The organism is Niastella populi (genome assembly GCF_002078015.1).
Taxonomy (GTDB): Bacteria; Bacteroidota; Bacteroidia; order Chitinophagales; family Chitinophagaceae; genus Niastella; species Niastella populi.
In genome coordinates this window covers 37,263-58,713 of sequence record NZ_LWBP01000192.1, presented here as the reverse complement: position 1 = coordinate 58,713, position 21,451 = coordinate 37,263, and the positions used below count along the sequence as shown (strand labels likewise).

At 44.5% G+C, this 21,451-nt stretch carries 17 protein-coding genes; 7 read left to right on the top strand and 10 right to left on the bottom strand.

Features of this window, described 5'->3' with window-relative positions; translation table 11 throughout:
• Nucleotides 1-274: 274 nt before the first annotated feature.
• Complete coding sequence (locus A4R26_RS20200; RefSeq protein ID WP_081167421.1) at nucleotides 275-1,027, bottom strand: SDR family NAD(P)-dependent oxidoreductase; 753 nt, start codon at nucleotides 1,025-1,027, stop codon at nucleotides 275-277.
• Between the two features lie 363 nt (nucleotides 1,028-1,390).
• On the opposite strand from A4R26_RS20200, the gene A4R26_RS20195 reads away from it, so the two are divergent.
• Nucleotides 1,391-2,560, top strand: coding sequence for an IS4 family transposase (locus A4R26_RS20195; RefSeq protein WP_081167417.1), 1,170 nt, complete (start codon nucleotides 1,391-1,393; stop codon nucleotides 2,558-2,560).
• An 85-nt stretch (nucleotides 2,561-2,645) separates the two neighbouring features.
• Here A4R26_RS20195 and A4R26_RS20190 read toward each other — a convergent pair whose 3' ends face one another.
• The 4 genes from A4R26_RS20190 to guaB form a co-directional block, all read right to left on the bottom strand.
• On the bottom strand, nucleotides 2,646-5,276 hold the full coding sequence (locus tag A4R26_RS20190; RefSeq protein ID WP_081167413.1) for a PKD domain-containing protein: 2,631 nt from the start codon (nucleotides 5,274-5,276) through the stop codon (nucleotides 2,646-2,648).
• 35 nt (nucleotides 5,277-5,311) lie between these two features.
• The gene (locus A4R26_RS20185) at nucleotides 5,312-6,109 is read right to left on the bottom strand and encodes an alpha/beta fold hydrolase (RefSeq protein WP_081167410.1); all 798 of its coding nucleotides are present in this window, start codon (nucleotides 6,107-6,109) and stop codon (nucleotides 5,312-5,314) included.
• 9 nt (nucleotides 6,110-6,118) lie between these two features.
• Nucleotides 6,119-7,345: an Lnb N-terminal periplasmic domain-containing protein gene (locus tag A4R26_RS20180; protein WP_081167405.1), complete on the bottom strand. Its 1,227-nt coding sequence runs from the start codon at nucleotides 7,343-7,345 to the stop codon at nucleotides 6,119-6,121.
• Nucleotides 7,346-7,481: 136 nt separating this feature from the next.
• Nucleotides 7,482-8,984 carry an IMP dehydrogenase gene (guaB, locus tag A4R26_RS20175; RefSeq protein ID WP_081167537.1) on the bottom strand — a complete coding sequence of 501 codons (1,503 nt, stop codon included), beginning with the start codon at nucleotides 8,982-8,984 and terminating at the stop codon, nucleotides 7,482-7,484.
• A gap of 107 nt (nucleotides 8,985-9,091) precedes the next feature.
• Between guaB and A4R26_RS20170 the strand changes: the two genes are divergently transcribed.
• Complete coding sequence (locus A4R26_RS20170) at nucleotides 9,092-9,841, top strand: XRE family transcriptional regulator (RefSeq protein ID WP_081167402.1); 750 nt, start codon at nucleotides 9,092-9,094, stop codon at nucleotides 9,839-9,841.
• Nucleotides 9,842-10,269: 428 nt separating this feature from the next.
• The gene (locus tag A4R26_RS20165) at nucleotides 10,270-12,792 is read left to right on the top strand and encodes a DUF5916 domain-containing protein (RefSeq protein ID WP_081167391.1); all 2,523 of its coding nucleotides are present in this window, start codon (nucleotides 10,270-10,272) and stop codon (nucleotides 12,790-12,792) included.
• A gap of 57 nt (nucleotides 12,793-12,849) precedes the next feature.
• Here A4R26_RS20165 and A4R26_RS20160 read toward each other — a convergent pair whose 3' ends face one another.
• The 3 genes from A4R26_RS20160 to A4R26_RS20150 form a co-directional block, all read right to left on the bottom strand.
• Complete coding sequence (locus tag A4R26_RS20160) at nucleotides 12,850-13,773, bottom strand: histone deacetylase family protein (protein WP_081167388.1); 924 nt, start codon at nucleotides 13,771-13,773, stop codon at nucleotides 12,850-12,852.
• Nucleotides 13,770-14,399, bottom strand: coding sequence for a ligase-associated DNA damage response endonuclease PdeM (gene pdeM / locus A4R26_RS20155; protein ID WP_242674967.1), 630 nt, complete (start codon nucleotides 14,397-14,399; stop codon nucleotides 13,770-13,772). The genes A4R26_RS20160 and pdeM overlap by 4 nt, the downstream gene beginning before the upstream one ends.
• A 330-nt stretch (nucleotides 14,400-14,729) precedes the next feature.
• Complete coding sequence (locus A4R26_RS20150; protein ID WP_081167381.1) at nucleotides 14,730-15,389, bottom strand: response regulator transcription factor; 660 nt, start codon at nucleotides 15,387-15,389, stop codon at nucleotides 14,730-14,732.
• Nucleotides 15,390-16,311: 922 nt separating this feature from the next.
• Here A4R26_RS20150 and A4R26_RS20145 point away from each other — a divergent pair.
• The 4 genes from A4R26_RS20145 to A4R26_RS20125 all read left to right on the top strand — a co-directional run bounded on the left by A4R26_RS20145 (nucleotide 16,312) and on the right by A4R26_RS20125 (nucleotide 19,962).
• A complete protein-coding gene (locus tag A4R26_RS20145; protein ID WP_081167377.1) occupies nucleotides 16,312-16,701 on the top strand; it encodes a hypothetical protein in 390 nt (129 codons plus the stop codon).
• 746 nt (nucleotides 16,702-17,447) lie between these two features.
• Nucleotides 17,448-18,293 carry a sensor histidine kinase gene (locus A4R26_RS20135; RefSeq protein ID WP_081167369.1) on the top strand — a complete coding sequence of 282 codons (846 nt, stop codon included), beginning with the start codon at nucleotides 17,448-17,450 and terminating at the stop codon, nucleotides 18,291-18,293.
• A gap of 146 nt (nucleotides 18,294-18,439) precedes the next feature.
• Nucleotides 18,440-19,096 (top strand): response regulator transcription factor, encoded by a 657-nt coding sequence (locus A4R26_RS20130; protein ID WP_081167365.1) that lies wholly within the window; start codon nucleotides 18,440-18,442, stop codon nucleotides 19,094-19,096.
• A gap of 140 nt (nucleotides 19,097-19,236) precedes the next feature.
• On the top strand, nucleotides 19,237-19,962 hold the full coding sequence (locus A4R26_RS20125) for a hypothetical protein (RefSeq protein ID WP_133054740.1): 726 nt from the start codon (nucleotides 19,237-19,239) through the stop codon (nucleotides 19,960-19,962).
• Between the two features lie 7 nt (nucleotides 19,963-19,969).
• Here the strand turns inward: A4R26_RS20125 and A4R26_RS20120 are convergent, their stop codons facing one another.
• Nucleotides 19,970-20,629 (bottom strand): 3-oxoacid CoA-transferase subunit B, encoded by a 660-nt coding sequence (locus A4R26_RS20120; RefSeq protein WP_081167356.1) that lies wholly within the window; start codon nucleotides 20,627-20,629, stop codon nucleotides 19,970-19,972.
• A gap of 90 nt (nucleotides 20,630-20,719) precedes the next feature.
• Nucleotides 20,720-21,421 (bottom strand): CoA transferase subunit A, encoded by a 702-nt coding sequence (locus A4R26_RS20115; RefSeq protein WP_081167352.1) that lies wholly within the window; start codon nucleotides 21,419-21,421, stop codon nucleotides 20,720-20,722.
• Nucleotides 21,422-21,451: the final 30 nt, after the last annotated feature.

Genomic DNA, 21,451 nt, shown 5'->3' with positions numbered 1-21,451 from the left:
TCATTTTGCGCTTGCAATGATGGGGAGAAAAATACACAAATACATGCTAAGATGCATGCGCATAGGGTTTTGCACATAGTAATTGGCTTTTAAGCAGGATTATGGAATTGATAGCTGACATAAAACTACACAAATTGACGGTTCATGCAAGCAGTTAGGCCAACATTTCACATATTCTAAATGAATTATGTATTGTTTGCTTAATATTACTATCACAATTTACATACCACTAAAGGGAATCTACTAACTATAAAGGGAATTTTAACATTGAAAACTACCGGTGCAAATAGAAAGAATTCGCCTGTGCAACACAGGTCAATACGAGGTCATTTATACAAACATGTGATGGTAATGTTGTTGTGTAATAAACAACATCGGCCACATCGGCAGCAGATAACGGTTGATATCCTTCATACATCTTATCCGCAGCTTCAGCGTTGCCTTTGAAACGCACCATGGAAAATTCGGTTTCCGCTGCGCCGGGGTGAATGGCGGTTACTTTTATTTTGTGCCGCAGCAGATCAACACGCATCGATTGTGATAATGCATCGAGCCCATATTTCGAAGCGCAATAGCCGTTTCCTCTTTCATATACTTCCTTACCGGCAATGGAACCCATGTTGATGATGTGCCCTTCTTTTCGTTCTATCATGCCAGGTATAACGGCTTTTGTTACATACATCACTCCCTTAACATTGGTATCGAGCATCGTGTCCCAATCATCGATATCCGCATCTTCAAAATAATCGCGGCCAAGCGCAAGCCCCGCGTTATTGATGAGTATATCAATTTTTTTAAACTCAGCCGGCAATTGTTCAATAGCGCTGAAAACCGCTTTTTTATCGCGCACATCGAATTCCAGCCCATGTACTTTTACGTTGTAAGCGGCGGTCAATTGTTTTACCAGCTCGTTCAGCCGGTTGGCCCGGCGGCCGGTTATGATCACATTGAAATTATTGGAAGCGAATTTTTCAGCAATGGCTTTTCCAAAACCAGCGGTAGCGCCGGTGATTAATACTGTTCTCATTTAGCTGGTTTTTGGCGGCAAAATTAGGTAAAGTAGGTAATCGTGAAACGGAAAACGTGAAACCCCGCCTTCATCGGGCAGGCTGTGAAAGGGTTCCCTAAATTCATAGCGTCACTGCACATGGCCATTTCAGAAATGGCAATCGGTACCGGCTCAGCCATGGATCCATGCTCGCTTTGTCTGCGAACTTTATACTTTCAACTGAATAACTCAATAACTGAACAACTCCACTAGCGTTTTGATGTTTTAATGATAAGTTCTTTGAAAGTATTGTCTGTGTTGAGTTTGGTGAGATTTTAGGCCTAAGACGATTTGATTTTTTGAGAATTTTATTTTCCGTATATTATTGCAAATCAATTATTTGTGAATAACGGAAAGTATATTTTCTCCCAAATAATGAGTTTAGTATCATCTACCTCGTTTCAAACCATTGTCACACGATATAAAGGCGATTATAAGGTGAAGGAATTTAGCTGTTGGAAACAGTTTTTGTGCATGACTTTTGGACAACTCACTCATCGGGAAAGCTTAAGCGATACGATTTTGTGTTTAAAAGCAAATGCCGATAAAATGTATCACTTGGGTATAGGAGATGTAGTTGCCAAAAGCACACTATCTACTGCAAATGAAAATCGCTCGTATCTGATTTATTATGACCTGGCAATGCTCTTAATTAAACAAGCCAAGCAATTGTATTTAGGCGATAATGGTCTGGATGTAGAACTTGAAAACAATGTGTTTGCGATTGATTCAACTACGATTAACTTATGCTTGTCCACGTTCTATTGGGCAACCCATCGAAGTACACAAGGAGGCATAAAGCTACATACACAGTTGGATTTGAAAACCGCCATCCCTGAGTTCATACATTTTTCTTCGGCCTCTGTTAATGATATGAATGCACTGGACTTTATTTCTTATGAAGCCAATAGCTTTTATATAATGGATAGAGGATATGTAGACTACAAGCGACTTTATCGGATTCATGGTTGTCAAGCTTTTTATATCATTAGGGCTAAAGACAACATGAATTGTCGGCGGGTCAAATCTTATCCATCTGACAAAAGCAATGGAGTACTGTGTGACCAAAGCGTTTTACTTAACAATTTCTATGTTGCTAAAGATTATCCTGAGAAAATTCGAAGGATAAAATTCTATGATAATGAAAGCCGGATACTATTTGTTTTCCTTACAAATAATTTTCATCTTAAAGCAACAGAGATCGCACAGCTTTATAAGCATCGATGGAAAATTGAATTGTTTTTTAAATGGATTAAACAGCATTTAAAAATAAAATCCTTTTGGGGGCAATCTGAAAATGCAGTTAAAACACAAGTATGGATTGCTGTATCTGTATATGTTCTGGTCGCCATAGCTAAAAAGAAATTTATGCTTCAGCAATCACTTTACGAAATACTGCAGATTTTAAGCATCTCTATTTTTGAAAGAATGCCCATAAATCAACTATTTCAACAAACTCAACAACAATATTTCAAAGATCTAAATCATAACCAATTGAATATGTTTGACTAATATCAAAACGCTAGTGGAACAACTCAATAACTGAATAACTTACCCACACGTCAACCTGTTAACTTGTCACTTGTTAACGTCCCCCCTACCTCAACAAAATCGCCGTTCCTTTCCTCGTTACAAGTTTACCCGTATAATCGGTACCGCGGGCCATCCATACATAGGTGCCGGCATCCTGCGGTTTGCCGGAAACAGTACCATCCCACCCCGATTCGGAAGAGTAACCTCTGTACACCATTTGTCCCCAGCGGTTGAATACGCAGAAATAATCGAGGGTGGCAATACCTACCGGAATAGGCCTCAATACATTGTTACGGCTGCCGCCAGGCCTGAATGCATTGGGAACAAATATATCGGGGGCGGTTTTAAATACTTTGATATGGATGGTATCGAGGTCAAAACATCCCTCCACCGTATACGCCTTTAACTGGTAAGAGAAATTCTCATCCAGCATGGCAATGGGATTGGAAATATCGTTACGGTTGAGATGCGTTGGCGGCAACCATTCATAAAAGTCGGAGCCACGCCCGTTCAACTGCAGGGGCTGGCCAACTACAATGGAAGTGTCCCTTCCGGCAAATGCGATTATTTCATCTTTAACGTTCACAACAACAGTATCGCGGCCCGGTTTGGGACAACCTAACGTATCATATACGCTAAGCACATACGAAGTAGTTCTCAGTGGCCAGGCCATCGGGTTTAAACTATTGGGATCGCTCAAGGTACTGACAGGGCTCCAGTTAAAACGGAACCCGATCATACTGGCATGTATACTGGCCGTATCCTGGTAACAAATTACCGTATCGGCGCCCGCCCTCGCTGTAGGATATGGAATGGCGCGATAGGTTACAACATCATCGGCCATACATTTACCAATACGGGCGATCACATGGTAAGTAGTAGTGGCCGTAGGCGATACCCAGGGTTGTTTTATATTGGGGTCACTGATATAACCGGGCACATTGGCCGCCCACTCAAACTTTAAACCGTCGGATTGCGGATTCAACCGAAATGTATCGGTAAGGCAAATGGTGCTGTCGGAACCGGCATCCAGTGTTACAAAATCAACCACCCGTACCTGTACGTTCTCGCTGTTCACACAACCGTTTTCGTTTAATGTAACGGTATAGGTGGTGGTGGTTTTTGGCCATACCGATGGCGTGGGGGTATTTTCATCCATTATATTGTACATAGGCCCCCAGGAGAAAATACCGTTGCCGCCTGCATTCAGTTTCAATGTATCTATGCTGCAAATGAGGGTATCTTTAAAAGCCAGCGTTATCGGTGGTTTGTCGCGTACATCGGCCGTTCCGGTTACCGTTCCCACACATCCTTTGTCGCTTTCAACGGTAAGTGTCACTGTTTTTAAACCGGTGGTACTGTATTTCCAGAAAGGGTTTTGTACGCTGCTGACATCGGTATTGGTAGTTTCATCACCAAAATCCCAGGTCCATTTAGCTGCCTTTCCATATCGTGAAGTTGTTTGATCGGTAAACTGCAATGGCAATAACACACATGTTCCGGTAACTTTGATCGCCGGCCAGAACCCCGGATATACTTTTGCCAATGTCACTGTTTCATCTTCACACTGACCGGCCAGTACGACTTTCAGTTTAACCGTGTAAGTGCCTGTATCGGCAAACTGATGTTGTACCCGGCCTTCAATATCGGTGGTGGTTACAGGCGGTGTGCCATCGCCAAAATCCCAGGTGTATACAGAGCCGGCGGGATTCACCTGTTCGTTCTTAAAGGTTACCATAAAATCGTCGCAATAGGAATAATTCGGTTTCAGCAATGCCTCGAGCGGAATGCAATCAGAAACCTTTACATGTACATCCTTGCGGTGAATATTTATCAAAACGCCCTCCCGGTATTCGTAAGCGCAAACAGTGATCACATACTGGCCAATAGTGAAAGGTGCGATGCCGCTTATGATACCGGTTTTTGAATCGATGGTAACCTGGCCGCCCAGCGGTCCGTTGCCGCTATAAGGCGGCCGGTAATTTAAGCTGGAATATGGCGGTGGAGAAGCGGCATAAGGATTAGGCGTACCTGTTGACGCGCCTACAAAACCACTGCAAAAGGTATATACCAGGGAATCGGTGCCATTAGGTTCAGTAGCGGCAAAACTCAAAGTAAAATTACTGCCGCGGCAAATAGCCGTTGCATCGTTTGGCAGGTACCGTGGACTTGAATTTTTATAGGCTTCAGGTAATGAATTGGTACCGGGGATCTCGCACATATAAGTGGCCCCTACCGAATTGCTGCGCGGCTCGAGGTTGATGATATTGTCGATACGGCAACAGCGTTGATATGCGATAACATAACCGGCATGATTGATTGGTAGTGTGATTACCGTGGAAAAAGACCGCACCCGGTAGCATACATCGTTGGGCGGGTTGCTGATACAGGGGTTGGAAGCGGGATCGAACCGAAGCCATTCGTCGCCCTGGGAAGGCGCGGTAAAGGGGCTGCCGAACTGGTTGTTGTTCCCTTTATCGTAAACGGTCAACCTGATCTCGCCGTCTAACTGGCCGCTGCTATTGGCATTACAGTCGATATACAGCTTTAGCGTAACCCGGTATTGTGAGGTGTTTGCACCACTACCAGGCCCCAGGTATTCATAAAACATCTCCCCTCCCTTAATATGCTCGGCAAACAGGGACTGGATTGTTCCAAAAAAGCACAACAAAGCTATCGCCAGTGTTTTTCTCATTCAACTGGTCTCCAGGTCAGTTTACGTTAGCCAAATTAACTATGCATTAAAAAGGCATCAATATAATCGTTACTTAATTCAGGTTCCTCCCACATCCCCATATGTCCGGAATGTTCAAGCGTATGAATATAGGACAATCCCGGCATATAACTCTGTTGCAGCCCCTGTTCATATGGCACCGCTGTATCATGTTTTCCTAATATAAACAGAACCGGGCGGGGAAAGCTTTTCAGTACATGGGTGCGGTCGGGCCGAACCATCATGGCCTGGTAATAATTTACGAGAGACTGACCAATAAAGTTGGTATAACGTGAAAGTATTTTGCGCACCATTTCGGGTTGGTGCTTTTTTGTTTCTTCCGAGAAAAGATTGGGAACAGACTGCTCAATAAATTTTGCAGCGCCGTTCTGTTGAATGAATTCGATACCGCGGCGGCGGGCGGTCTTTTTTTCTTCATTATCGGCATAGGCCGTAGAATGAATTAACCCAAATGATTGCAATCTTTGCGGCCAGGCTTCGGCAAAAGCGAGCGTAATGTAGCCGCCCATGCTATGCCCTATCATGCTAACGGTTGAAATATTCTCCTGGTCGAGGATCTGGCGCAAACATTCGGCAAAATATTCCATTGACCAGCCGGCATCGTTTATGGGAGATCTTCCACTTCCGGGAAGATCGGGAATGATGAGCTGAAATTTGTTTTTCAATGCTCCGATCTGGTTTTCCCAAACGGTGCCATCTTCTGAAAAACCATGCACCAGTACCACAGGCCGCCCCGTACCTTCCATGCGGTAATACACAGGCTGACCATCCAGGAGGATATTTTTCTCTACCATTCCCTGAAGTTACTTAAGTTCTGCATTTTTTGTATTGGAACCAAAGAACTCATTTGTGGTATTTTTCGTTTTTAATCTCTTTTTAAAAAGATCGCCGCGGAAATTACTGCGAACTAATACGATACCCAGTAAAGGCAGTACGGCCATATTTATCTTTTGGGGTATAAAGAACCAGCAAACGGCAAATAAAAGTGTGAGCACAAACACAACCCTGAAATATTGTTGAATCCATTTTCTTTTCAGATACACCACAAATGCCATGAAGAAATGCGTTGGCAATGCCCAGCCAAGATTGTAGTTATTGCGGCAAACGTCATCTACACGTATGGCCCACAGGGTTACGATTACAACTCCAAATAAACCGATGAGCAGAAAAAATACGGCATCAAAAACATTGAGGAAACCCTGCGCATATTTCTGGGTACTGAACGACAGCAATGTGATAATAATAAATACCATCCCAAAAACGAACAGGGGAGTAAAAAGGGTAACGGATGGCGGAACCGGGGCCACGGGAAGTACATTGTTTTTAGCGGTCACCAGTTTGCGGCCATCGACCATTGCGCTATCGAACCCCATCAACAAATAATCGGGCAGGAACATAGACGATTCATTTGTAACCTTATGATCGAGGTTACTACCCAGTAACAGGTCGATGCCAAATTTGCTCCAGTGCTGGTTGGCTTTATTGAGGTAGGTATGAATGAGGTTGCGGAAGGAGGGAACTTTTTCGGGTAGAATATTTTTAAATACCACCGATGCGCCTGTTTTTTGTGTTATCATATCACGGGCGCGGGTGGTACAATTGTCGGTATGAAAATAATAATTGTAGTAGCGGTTCTGTTCCAGCGCATTTTCCTGCAGGGCAGCATACAGCCGTTGTTTCTCATCGCCATTCAGGTTAAGCTCCTGCTCAATTACATAGCGTCTTTCATAAGCGTATTCCTGTAAAAACTCCTGAAATGAATAATTTGAAAGCGCATATATCATAATGCCCCTGGTGAACTTTACATAAAAGTTGGGATCACGGTCGTCGAAGGTGCCATAATTATAAACCATGTCAACACCCCGGGCGCTATCGGTAACCCTGATGGCGGTATGGCCGAATGTTGAATACAATTCAGTGCCGGGACCGCAGGTTAGTAAACTGATGCGTAAATGACTTGAATCGGTTTGAGCGCTGGCTGTAATACAGAAAAGCGGGAAAAGGAACAGTAATATGCTACGGAGCTTCATCAGGAGGAATTTAAAATCAAAGTTTCCAGTTACCGGTTACCTGTTCCCAGGCCTTGCATGTCGATCACGCTGCCTAACAGCCGGGATCGCCGAATTTTTTACCCGGGCAACCGGGAACCGGTAACTGGTAACTAATTTATCGTCTGCTATAGTTAGGCGCTTCTCTGGTAATTTCAATATCGTGTGCGTGGCTTTCTTTCATTCCGGCATTTGTAATGCGAACGAACTGCGCCTGTTGCAATGCTTTGATATCTTTTGCACCGCAATATCCCATGCCCGATCTGAGGCCGCCCACATATTGATAAACGATCTCGCTTAAGCTTCCTTTAAATGCCACCCGGCCTTCAATGCCTTCGGGTACATATTTTTTAATATCGGCTTCCACATCCTGGAAGTACCTGTCGCCACTACCCTGGCTCATTGCGCCGAGGGACCCCATACCACGATATTGTTTGAATTTTCTTCCCTCGTAAATAATGGTTTCGCCGGGGCTTTCTTCGGTTCCCGCAAAAATGCTGCCCATCATCACCAGGTTGGCGCCGGCAGCCAGTGCTTTTACCATATCGCCGGTATACCTGATACCGCCATCGGCAATCAGGGGAATGTTCATTTTATGCAGTACCGAAGCGGCTTCCATAATGGCGGTTATCTGCGGAACGCCTGCACCGGCAACAATGCGGGTTGTACAAATTGAACCGGGGCCGATACCAACTTTTACCGCATCGGCGCCCGCTTCAGCCAGCGCTTTTGCGCCTGCGGCGGTTCCTACATTACCCGAAATCACCTGCAGTTTCTTAATGTTCTTTTTCAATGTTTTCAGCGCGTCTATCACTCCTTTGCTGTGACCATGCGCACTATCTAAACAAACTACATCTACCCCTATCTGTTGCAGGGCCGAAGCGCGGTCGAGCAGGTCGCGGGTAATTCCCAGCGCTGCACCTACCAGTAAACGACCGTAAGAATCCTTTACCGCATTGGGAAAATCCTGCACCTGCAGAATATCGCGGTAGGTGATGAGCCCAAACAAGGTACCGTCTTTTTTAACGATCGGTAACTTTTCAATTTTATATTGTTGTAAAATCTTTTCCGCTTTTTTCAGCGTGGTGCCTTCGGGGGCGGTGATCAGGTTTTCGCGGGTCATTACCTCGCTTACCACGCGTTTGCTATCGGTTTGAAAACGCAGATCGCGATTGGTTAAAATACCAACCAGCTTCTTTTTATTATCTACTATGGGAATACCACCGATCCGGTTCTCTTTCATCAACCGCTGTGCATCGCCGATGGTGGCTTCTTCATGGAGGGTTATAGGATCAAGAATGAGCCCGCTTTCACTTCTCTTCACTTTCCGCGCCTGCTCAACCTGTTGCTCGATGCTCATATTCTTGTGCAGAATACCCAAACCGCCTTCACGGGCCAGGGCAATGGCCAGTTTGGCTTCCGTTACCGTATCCATAGCGGCCGATAACATGGGGATATTCAATTGAATTTCTTTGGTAAGCCAGGTGCGGAGCTCAACTTCTCGGGGTAAAACCTGCGAATAAGCGGGTACCAGTAAAACGTCGTCGAACGTTAAACCTTCACCAAAAAACTTACTTGACCGGGGGGATTTCTTTTGTGGAGCGCTATTGATTCTTGCCATGTGCAAAGATAGGATGGCTAAATAATACGCTCCAAATGAAATTTTAATGACCTTTTCTGCGCGCAATGATAAAATAATTAGTATTTTAGCGCTAAACTTATTAGTCTATGTCTACGGCCGGTAAAAATCTGAAATACCTTCGCAAACTGCGCGGGTGGACCCAGGAAGAGTTTGCCACCAAATTACAGATCAAACGTTCCCTGCTGGGTGCTTATGAAGAAGAGCGGGCTGAGCCTCGCATCGATGTACTTGAAATGGTTGGTGAAATGTTCAAGCTCACGCTCGACGAGCTGTTGCTGAAAGACCTGGCAGATACAAAAGGAAATTACCTTGCCAAACGGCGCGCACAGAAACTGGCGGCCGGCACTAATGAGATCCAGTTTGTACCGGTAAAAGCAGCAGCGGGTTACCTCGCTGGTTATGCCGACCCGGAATTTATTGATGAACTGAATACATTTACCCTGCCCATGCTGGCGCCAGGGCAATACCGCGCCTTTGAGATCGTTGGGGACTCAATGTTACCCACCCCCAGCGGATCGATCATTGTGGGCGAAAAGGTAGAAGACATTAACGATGTAAAGAACAATTTCACTTATATAGTGGTATCGCGCAACGAAGGCATTGTTTATAAAAGGTTAATGAAGAACAACCGCTCAAAGAACAAATACACGCTGGTGAGCGATAACCCCACCTATCAGCCCTACCAGGTAAATGGCGAAGACATTCTGGAGGTTTGGAAGGCCGCCATGATCCTTGGCAAAGCCAATGCGCAACCGCACTGGAATGTAAACCAGCTGGCCAACGTGGTAAATACATTACAGGAACAGGTAAGCTACTTAAAGAAGAAAATAAACTAAAGAAATTGTTCCCGGTTACCGGGTTCCGGTTTCCGGGACAACCATTTTGAAGTTTCAGTTTTCACGTTTACATACACCCAAAATGAATCGGGCTCTGGCTTAAAACAAAAGACCGGAACCCGGTATCTGGTGACCAGCAACTCCTCTACAGCTATTTCCTTGCCTAATTTGTAATGAACTTCTTATATTGAGCCATATTTGAAGGGCTGTCTACGCGCGACCAGACATTCCCGCCAGTAATTTGCCATACTTATTCTTCCCAGTTAAACGGTTAGCAAAAGAATGTGCTAGCCCGCCTGCGCGTAATACCAATAACCATCAGAAATGGAAAATGTCCACCAGGCGGGTAGACATGTATGTATATAATTTTTTTATGACCCTTTTTACAAAACTAAATTCGGCTATTTTTGCCCCCCTTAAAATGACCTATGCTTAAAGGCCTGGTTGTTATATTACCACTAATTGCTTATGCCGGGCTACAGGCGCAGCCCAAACGAACCCAGGCCATACAAGTTGCCGAGGCGCCCCGCATCGATGGATCGCTGGATGATGCTGCCTGGCAGCTGGCGCCGGCGGCATACGACTTTGTTACCAATACGCCGGTGTTCGGTAAACCCGCTTCGGTAAGAACCGTTGTAAAGGTAGTGTATGATAATAACGCTATCTATATTGGCGCCTACCTGTACGACGATCCTGCTGCAATACGCCAACAGTACACAACCCGCGATAATGTGCAAAAGGCGAACGTAGATTATTTTTCGGTTTTCCTCGACACCTATAAAGACCGGCAGAATGCATTCCAGTTTCTGGTTACCGCACGTAATGTGCAAACAGATGCCCGCGTAAGCGCCAACTACACCGGCGAAGAAGGTACGTATGGCGATGTAACCTGGGACGCCGTATGGGATAGCAAAGTTGGTTTCCGGCCCGATGGATGGATCGTTGAAATGCGCATACCGCTTTTCTCCATTCGCTTCTCGCGTAAATCCATTGCCGACTGGGGCATACAGTTCATGCGCTTCAGCCGCCGCTTTAATGAAACATCGTTCTGGAACCCGGTTAACCCGGCGGTAAGCGGTTTTGCCAACCAGTTTGGCGATGTGGCCGGGTTAAAAAACCTGGTGCCGCCATTGCGGCTAAGCTTCTCTCCCTATATAAGCGGGGGCTATCGCCAAACGCCGCATACCAATAGTGTGCAGCAATACGAAACGCTAAAAAGCGGCGGCATGGATGTTAAATACGGCATCAATGAAAGCTTTACCCTCGATGCCACTCTTATACCCGATTTCGGCCAGGTGATCTCTGACAATGTGGTCAATAACCTTAGTCCGTTCGAGATCCGGTTCCGCGAGAACCGGCCTTTTTTTACCGAGGGTACCGAGTTGTTCAATAAAGCCGGCATCTTTTATTCGCGCCGGATCGGCAAAATGCCCTATAACTACGATTCCATCCAGGATAAAATAAGCTCCGGTGAACTGAACGATTACCAACTCCTGAAGAACCCTTCAGTTACCCGCTTATATAACGCCGTTAAGTTCTCGGGCAGAACCGCTAATAACCTCGGCATTGGAATTTTTAATGCCGTCACCGAAAATGTAAAAGCCCGGCTGCGTAACCGCAACACAGGCAAGGACTCTTCCGTAACAACCGAACCTCTTACCAACTACAATATCATCGTTCTTGACCAGGCATTAAAGAACCGTTCGTTCATTACCCTTACCAATACCAATGTGCTGCGCAACGGCCATGAACGCGATGCCAACGTAACCGCTGTAGATATTGCATTGTATGACAGGGCCAACCGGTTCGGCCTCGTTATGAAACCGCGTTACAGCGTGGTTTATGAAGGGAACGGCCGGTACGATGGGTTTGCCAGTCAACTTGAAGTGGGAAAAGTAAGCGGCAAACTGCAGTACGCTCTCACCAATGAAATGCGATCGGCGCAATACGATCCCAACGACCTCGGCTTTCAGTTATCACCCAACGCTTTTTCCAATAAGGCGGCGGTGAGTTACAATATTTACCAGGCAAACCGCTCTTTCTTGAACCAGGTGTATAAAATAGCGATTAAACAGGACTATTTATTTAAACCCTTTACCTGGCAGAAAACCGCTTTTGAAGCCTCGGCAGCCTGGCTGTTAAAGAACTTCTGGAGCCTTTCAGTTAATGCAGATATCGGTCCCCGCTGGTACAACGACTTCTTTGAAATGCAAACGCCGTCGAGCCTGTTTCAAACGCCGCGGCAGCCATTAAAGCGGTCGCCTTACTATAGTTTATTTGTCGATGGCAGCACCGACAACCGCAGGCCGCTGACCGTAAGCTGGTATATTGGCGGTGCGGAAGGCCCTTTACGCAATGATCCTTTTTATGCGCTTCAATGCGCCATACGTTACCGGTTCAGCGACCGGCTGATGCTGGAAATAAGTTACAGGCGGCAGTATGACAATGGCCAGTTTGGTTATGCCTTTGTGCGTGACCCGGCAACCCAAGCCCCCATTCTGGCCCGCCGAAAATATGCCGATGTAACTACCGTATTCAGCGGTGTGTACAATTTCACCTCGCGTATGAACCTTACCTTCAGGGCCCGTCATTTCTGGAATAACCTGCAGAACACCAACCTGTATAACATTGAGCCAAACGGCTACTGGACCGAAAAAAAAGATATATCACCTGCGCAATACAATTTAAATTACAATGCCTTCAATCTCGATGTATTCTATACCTGGGATTTTCGTTTAGGCAGCCGGCTGATATTAGGCTGGAAGAACTGGCTGGGGAAAGATTATGAATTTAATATCAATGGGCAGGTGTATAATAATTATGCGCGTAATGCCGCCCGGTTACTTAGCACGCCACATGGTAATGAGTTCACTATTCGCTTTATTTATTTCCTCAACTACCAGCAGTTGGTAAAAGGAAATGAGAAATTAAAAATGAAAAATAAGAAATGAAGAAGTAAAAAAATACCATACAGCCGCAACCACAAACCACAAACTACAAACCACAAACTACAAACCGTATATGTCTTTCGCAACCCTGAACGTATTGCAATGCGCCTCCACAATTGTTTTTATATCGGGCGAATAACCGCCGCCCATAGCTACCACACAGGGAATGCCCTTGCTTTTCAGTTGCGAGAAAACCATTTCATCACGTTGTTTACATCCTTCTATACTTACCTTTAGCTTACCGAATTTGTCGGTTGACAAGATATCAACACCCGATAAATAAAATGCAAAATCGGGTTGTAGCTGTCCGAGCAGTGTATACAATGTATTTTGCAGCAGGCTTAAATACAGCTTATCATCGGTGCCATCGTTTAAACCGATATCGAGATCGCTTTTTTCTTTATGAAAGGGGTAATTGTGGGCGCCGTGCATACTGAAGGTAAAAACCCGGGGTTCATTTCCGAACAAACTCGCAGTACCATTACCCTGGTGCACGTCGAGATCAACAATTAATATTTTATGGGCAAGCCCTTTTTTAAGCAGGTAATTGGCGGCCACGCCAAAATCATTCAGCAAACAAAACCCCTCGCCCCTGTTGGCAAATGCATGATGTGTGCCACCTGCAACGTTTAAAGCTACGCCGTGCGCCATTGCATAATGGCAGCAATCGATAGTGCCCTGGGTTATCACAAATTCCCGCAGGGTAAGCTGCGGCGATTGCGGAAAACCGATGTGCCGTTGCTCGCGGGCCGATAAGTTTTGACCGTGCAGTTTCTCAACATATTCTTTATCGTGCGTCCAAAGCACTACCTCATCGGCACAGGGCGCCGGCGCAAACAGGTTGCCGGCGGTAATAGTTCCTTCGTATAATAATTGTTCGGGAATCAATTCATATTTAAGCATGGGAAACCGGTGCCCTTCCGGCAGCGGGTGGGCATAAACAGGATCGAATGCTATTTTCAATACTGGCGGCGCAGGGCTCATTGCAACTGTACAATATGGTCGTTCACGATAGCAAATACATTTTCTTCAAAATCCGGTTGCACCAGGGCTATACCGGTAAAACGGCTGAATGCCGGTAATACACAAAAGTCTTTTGCAAAATAAAAACAGGGAAAGCTCAACGATTGTTTGGCAGCCCCCCTTATTCGAACGCCGGGATGGATATGCCCTGAAAAGAAATACTGGCTGCTGCCGGGCCCAATTTCGTCGAGATCGTGCCTGAACCTGAAATTGCCGATCTGTAATTCTTCATCAGCAACATGAATATCACATTGCCGGTACCAACTCGCGTGCAGGATATCATGATTTCCTTTTACCAGGTGAATTGGCAGGCCCGCAAAATCGTACCGCCACCGCTGAAAAAGCTCCAGTTCTTTATTCTGATGGCTGTGAAACAGATCGCCTACCACAATCAATTGTTTCGGTTGGAAATATTGTATCAGGTGCACCAGCCGCTGCAGATCTTCTTTATAAACAGCCTGCGGCACCGCAATGCCCGCTTTACGAAAATGACCTGTTTTTCCAAAATGCAAATCGGAAACGATCAACGCTTTCTCTTCTTCCCAAAAAACACATCTGTGAGCCGACAACCAAAGTTGTTGCCGCATTAATTTATATGAAACCGGCGCCTGCATATTCTTCTCTATTCTGGAAATTAAATATATGATGCCCTGTACTAAAAAATCATTAGTAAGAGGCACCGCAATTTAACAGATAATGCCCTTCAAAACCCTTTAAGGAACAAAAAGACCTAAGTTCACGGGCCTTGAGCGACCAGTTGTTCAATCGATGTGATGTAAAAAGGCGGGTAGGGTTAGTTATGCATGCAATACGCATGGCCTTGTAAGCTTCCAAAATATCGAATATCCAATATTATAAGATGAATGCAGAAGGGGTTATTACTGCGCCATTGGATATTCGACATTCAAAATCCGGACTTAATCAATGAGTTTATTGCGCATGCCATACATAATAAGGCCGGCGATGGTTTTGGCGCCCACTTTCGATTTCATATTCTGGCGAATGGTTTCAATAGTGCGGGGACTAAGGAAAACTTCTTTTGAAATTTCCTCGGTTGTTTTATCGGCCGCCAGCAGTTTGAGTATGCGAATTTCTTTTTCGGAGAACTTTACGGGATTGGGATAGAACTGCCGTACCTGTTTTTTGGTTTGCAGTTTGGAAAGAACAGCTTTATTGACAAGATCATTGAAGTAAAAATCATCATTCATGCAGGTAAGTATAGCCTGATAGATCTCTTCAGGGTCAGAGGTTTTGGTGAGATAAGCATTGGCACCCATTTCCATCATCCGGGTGATCATTTCCTGTTCGTCGTACATGGTAAGAACCACTATCTTCACGTCACTGTATTCTTTCCGCAGGATACCAATAGCGTTCACCCCATCTACTTCGGGCATGCGAATATCCATCAACAAAACATCAGGTTTTTTGATCTGCATCTTGTGCATCAGATCTTTGCCATCTTCGGCTTCCCAAAGGATCTTCAGGTAGTCTTTTCCTTTCAGAGCCATTTTAATGCCGTCGCGAAATATCTTATGATCGTCGGCAAGTGCTACTTTAATAACCAGTTCAGTGCTCATAATGGGTAAGGTTGGCTTATTAATGGGTTATAAGTTGTTCCTTTTCAGATACAATATGCCCTACCGTTTTAACCCCTTAATCAGTATTTATCGCTTCAGGGGCCCTAACCTTCAGGCAATATCGTATAAAAAAACGATTTCACTCACATTGTAAACGTTAGTTTACCAGGATCAATCGAAATAGTACCAGATATCATACGACGCTTTTACGTATTTGCCGGTAAAATCCGAATTTTTAAAAAAGCGCATTTCCGCTATTGCGAACTGGCAGGTGGCCTGCTATTTTTGTTTCAGAAGTTGATTGATGAGGACGACAACCTTAAAACATCCAATATTCTGATCACCGTCCAAAAAAATAATTTCCAACGATCTTATGAATGCCGCCTGTCAAATCCAATATCAGTCAACTTCTTCTTTTTTGTTTTAATCGCACCATGTTCTACCAACACCTCATCCTAATCCCGATAGCTATCGGGAAAATCATACCGTTTTAAAAACATAGTTCTGTTGCTCCCTGTTTTGATCAGTAGTATATGCAATCAGTTAACCGGTAAATAAGAAAAAGGAAATTGTAATTGCAAGAGATGCTACACACTGCGCCCCGTTTTTAAAATCCGACACTACTTAAGCATTAATCCTGCGCTACTTAAGCATTTTCACTTATCCACATTTGTGAACAACTGCGTCTCAAATGTAGGTTTCACGAACTTTCACAATAGTAAATATACGGTAAATTACGAGAAATTTTCCCCCATTTTAAATCGTAATACTTCCTAGTAAATTCCCCCGAAACGCAGCCCTGTAGAGCATTCCGGGCAAAATTACACCATTTATGCCTGCTCGCAACCCGTTGTATATCTTTTTTTTTGGAGGTTTCTTACTCTCCGGAACCACTATTAACAACCTCTAAAAACTTACTACTATGATGCAGACTGAACTCCTCACTAAACGTAACATTGCTACCATTGGTGAAGAAATTACCCATGAATTAGGCGCTGAACTGATTAACAATTACCGCCAGGCTCATCCGAACGATGTTAAAGCTCACATCGTTGGAAAAGAGATCCTGAGCCAGATCCTGGCGCAACCCGGTTGTGCAGGCATCCAGTTCTTCAATGCGATCAATGAATTCGGACAAAAAACCCTGGTTTACGTTGGCCTCGATCAAAATGGCAAACAACTCGTTAACTACTCAGTAGTTACCACTGACGCCCAAATTCAAAACGAAAAAGGCATTGTTGCCGACAGAGCAGTGCCTTCAGGCGATGACCCTTGTTTTGGGGATGACTTTGGCTGGTTTATTATTGATTAAATAAACCCGAATCTCTATATTTGAGGTAAATAGCCTGGTATAGAGAGTAATTTTATACATATCAGTATATATTCTTCGTTATTACCCGTAATTCTCTTTCTTGCCTTTTTAAGGCATACAAAAAGAAAGGAATTATGGGTAATCTTTATTTACTCCATCTACTCGTTCTTAAATGATATAATATTATTTAACCTGGCGAATAAAGTAACCACCAGGCTTTTACTGAGCGCTTATACCCTTTTAGAGTTTTTTCTTTTCAGCCTATTCATTTGGCTTATAATTGACAGCCGGCAATTTAAAAAGGTGATTGCCATTGTCTCAACATTGTTTGTTATATTTATCTGCTATTATTTTCTTACAACCAAATGGAATTTTTTCGATTCTGTACCAGTGGCTTGTGAATCGATCCTGATCTTTACGTTTTCGTTGTATTACCTGTTTGAGCAAATAAACAAGCCCCGGGTGCTATTTATTTATAATACGTCTATGTTCTGGATAATCCTTGGTTTCCTCGTGTATTTAGCAGGCTCTTTTTTTATCTATACCTTTGCAGATAACTTAGATAAGAATGACCGGGTTAAGTTTTGGTTCATCCCATTCATATTCAATACCATTAAAAACATTTTCTTTAGCATAGCTTTTTCGCGGAAGGAAGCTAAGGATAAAAATATATCCAGCCTATCCTCATACGATAATTACTTTAAAACCCCTTTTAACCAATTATAAATCTGGCTTCTCACATACTAATGATCTTGCTGCAGGTCAATCACGGCACCAGTCAGTTCCCTATGGTACTTTATTTCGGTACTATCGGTATGCTTGTTCTTACCATTGGCCTCATCGTTTTCATAATTTTTCACCAGCGTAAGGTTATCCGCTATCAAATGCAGTTACAGCATATGGAGCAGGAACAACAGAAGATGTTGCTCAACGCCTCCATTCGCCTGCAGGAAGAAGAGCGGCAGCGCATTGCCGCCGACCTGCACGATGATGCCGGCCCCCTGCTTGCTACGGCGCGTTTATACCTGAACGAAAACCTGGTGAACCTCGACAAAACAACGCAACTGCAAAGCATCTACAATGCCAAGCAGATCATTGACGACACCATTCAGCTTATTCGCAATATTTCGCACAGCCTGATGCCCCCTACCCTTAAAAACTTCGGGTTAGAGTCGGCCGTAAACGATCTGTTTCAGAAGATCAGCGGCTCGGGTAGCATGAACGCCAGTTGCCGCTTTCACGATTACCGCGAACGCCTGCACGCAGATCAGGAACTCATCATTTTCAGGGTGATACAGGAGCTTGTGAACAACATTCTGAAACACAGTAATGCGAGTTTTATTCATCTTACGCAAAACCTGAGCGGTAATAAATTGTATATTCGCCTCCATCACGACGGCCGCGGTATTACCCAGGCCGATTTTGATAAACTGAATAAAAGCAATGTGGGACTGGGTTTGAAAAACATTCAAAGCAGGTTGAAACTCCTGCACGGGCGTATTTATTTTGAAAAAGATATTTCACAAACGTATTATAAGGTTACTATCGAAATTCCAAGAGTAGAGGAAGAACCGGTAGCACCACAGATATAGAATAATTGGTTCATACTTTGATAAGGGCTACTAACGTAAATTAGTGGGGCGGATAAGTGTTTACACTGACGTATGGATGCAATACCCCCTGAATGCCTAAACACTGTAGATTTTTAGTAATTTAGTTTTGCCAATATCATAAACAGATGGGACCTATAAAAGTGGCTATTGCTGATGACCACAAAATATTCCGTAAAGGAGTAATATTGTCGTTAAGGCCTTATACAAACATAAAATTCGTACTTGAAGCTGAAAACGGTCAGGAACTGTTGGATAACCTGCCAACCGCACCTGAACAACCCGATGTTATTTTAATGGATTTACGCATGCCTTTAAAAGATGGCATCGAAACCACTAAAGTCATCGCCCGCCAGTATCCAAACATCCATGTAATTGCACTGACCATGTATGAAGATGAACGGTTCGTGAGCCACATGATGGAAATAGGCGCCAACGGGTATTTACTAAAAAGCGCTGACCCCTCCGAGATAAAGAAAGCCATAATGGAGGTAATGAGCAAGGGGTATTATCTGAACAACTTTGTAAACAGGATCCTGCTAAAAAAGTCACACGCCCGGGTTAAAGTGGTACCCAGTTTAAACAACGAAATTACCCTTAGCGACCGCGAACGCGACGTGATAAAATATATTTGCATGGAGTTTACCGCCCATGAAATTGCACAAAAACTGGAGGTTAGCCCACGGACTGTTGAAGCTATCAAAGACAGGTTGATGGAACGCTTTGGTGCTAAAAACACGGCTGGCCTGGTTTTCTTTGCAGTTAAGAATAACCTGATTGATTAAACTCCCGGCAACCCTTAACAGGGATGTAATGTAATTTGTAAAACGAATAACAGCCGGCATTATGTTGATACCCTTTTTTCCAGCGTTAAAAACACCTGAACCCCCTATGAAGAACCGGTTTGGCCCTGAACCCTTTGACCATGGTAAAAACCGGTGGAAGTATATTTATTGCCCTGCCGCTGGTAGTAATGCTGTTATCGTTACTACCCGTGTATATTCTCTTTGTTCGTAAAGTAGCAATCACCGCCATACTTAACGTACTCAGGGCAGTTTGTCTTTTTGTGTTTCTGCAATATCTCACGCTTTATTTTATACAGCCCGGTGTTCCTGCAATGCAAACCGCCTTCAGGCTGGCTCAATTCACACTGGTATTCTATCTATTTAAATTGATGATGTCCGGCAGCCAGGCGAAAGACCTTATGAACATGATGCTGGTATCGTTCCTCTCCGTTGTAATTACCATTTTCTCGCTGAAAGGCATAACGGCATATTCAGGCATTCTAATCATTATCGAAGCTTCCGTGCTTACCGTTCTTGCCTTCGTTGTATTACTTCAACTCATCAGCAACAAACAAACAGCAATGCCCAATGAGCCCGGCTTCTGGATTGCCGGCGGTATGTTATGCTTTTTTGGAATGGTGGTGTTTATGGAAGCTATAGCAGGCAGTCAACTGGAATTGTCGCAGCAAATACAACAGGAAAAAGGCTTTATAGTAACGGTTGCCGATATACTTCGGATGGTATTCTTTATAGTGGCTGCATCCATTGCAGGCAAAAACAGAAAGAACAATAATGATCATGAAGAGCCATCGATGCCGCCGCTTCCACCGCTGCCGTCGCGCCCGCCATTTAAAATAAAGTATTAGCAGCTTATCAGATTGTCATTTCAGGGATCTCCCCTTCTATCAACAGCCTGCCTGAGGTTTTGCTGCGAATTTCATCAACCGTTATCCCCGGCGCCCGTTCAATTAGTTTGAACCCGCCTTCGGGTAAAACATCGAGCACGGCCAGTTCCGATACAATACGTTTAACACACTTCACCCCCGTTAAAGGCAATGTACAGGCAGGTAGTAATTTCGACTCGCCTTTAGGGTTGGTATGCATCATGGCTACAATAATGTTCTTTGCGCTGGCTACCAGGTCCATTGCCCCGCCCATACCTTTTACCATCTTACCCGGGATCTTCCAGTTGGCAATATCCCCGTTCTCCGACACTTCCATGGCGCCCAGTACGGTAAGATCAACCTTGCCTGCGCGTATCATGCCAAAGCTTTCAGCACTGTCAAAGAACGCACCACCAGGTATAACCGTCACTGTTTCCTTACCGGCATTGATAAGGTCCGAATCGATCTCCGCTTCAACCGGATATGGCCCCATTCCGAGAATTCCGTTCTCCGATTGCAGCATGATCGTAATGCCATCGGGTATATAGTTTGCCACCAGGGTTGGAATGCCAATGCCCAGGTTTACGTACATCCCATCCCGTAATTCCTGTGCAATTCGTTTTGCAATACCGTATTTATCTAAAGCCATCTTTTGTTTGTAGTTTGTTGTTTATAGTTTGTGGTTGCTGCCGCGCTTTGAGCTTTTCCTTTCTCATTATTCATTCTTATTGTGCAATTCTCATTTACCCTCTATTTTCACGGTCTTCCGCTCAATCCGCTTTTCGTAGTTCCTGCCCTCAAAAATGCGGTGTACATAAATTCCGGCAACATGAATATGATCGGGGTCAAGTTCGCCCGGTTCAACCAAATGCTCAACTTCTGCTATGGTAACCGTTCCCGCTTTTGCAATGGAAGTGGAGAAATTGCGGGTTGTTTTCCGGAACACGAGATTGCCGTATCGATCGCCCTTCCAGGCTTTCACAATGGAAAAATCGCTATGCAGCGCATGTTCCATCAGGTACATTTTGTTATTGAACTCCCGCACTTCCTTACCTTCCGCTATTTCGGTACCATAACCGGCCGGCGTATAAAAAGCCGGGATACCCATACCCGCCATTTGAATACGAGTGGCCAGCGTGCCCTGGGGTATAAGATCCACCTCCAGTTCGCCGCTTAACAACTGCCGTTCAAATTCAGCATTCTCGCCCACATAGGAGCTCATCATTTTTTTTATCTGGCGGGTCTTCAACAGTAAGCCTAATCCGAAATCATCAACGCCGGCATTGTTTGAGATACAGGTGAGATGCTTTACGCCTTTGCGTACAAGAGCAGCAATACTATTTTCGGGAATACCACATAACCCGAATCCACCCAGCATAATGGTAGCATTATCCTGAATGTCGGCTATGGCTTCATCGGCATTAGCAACAACTTTTTGCATAGCAGGCAATTTATTGATAAAAATAAGGAA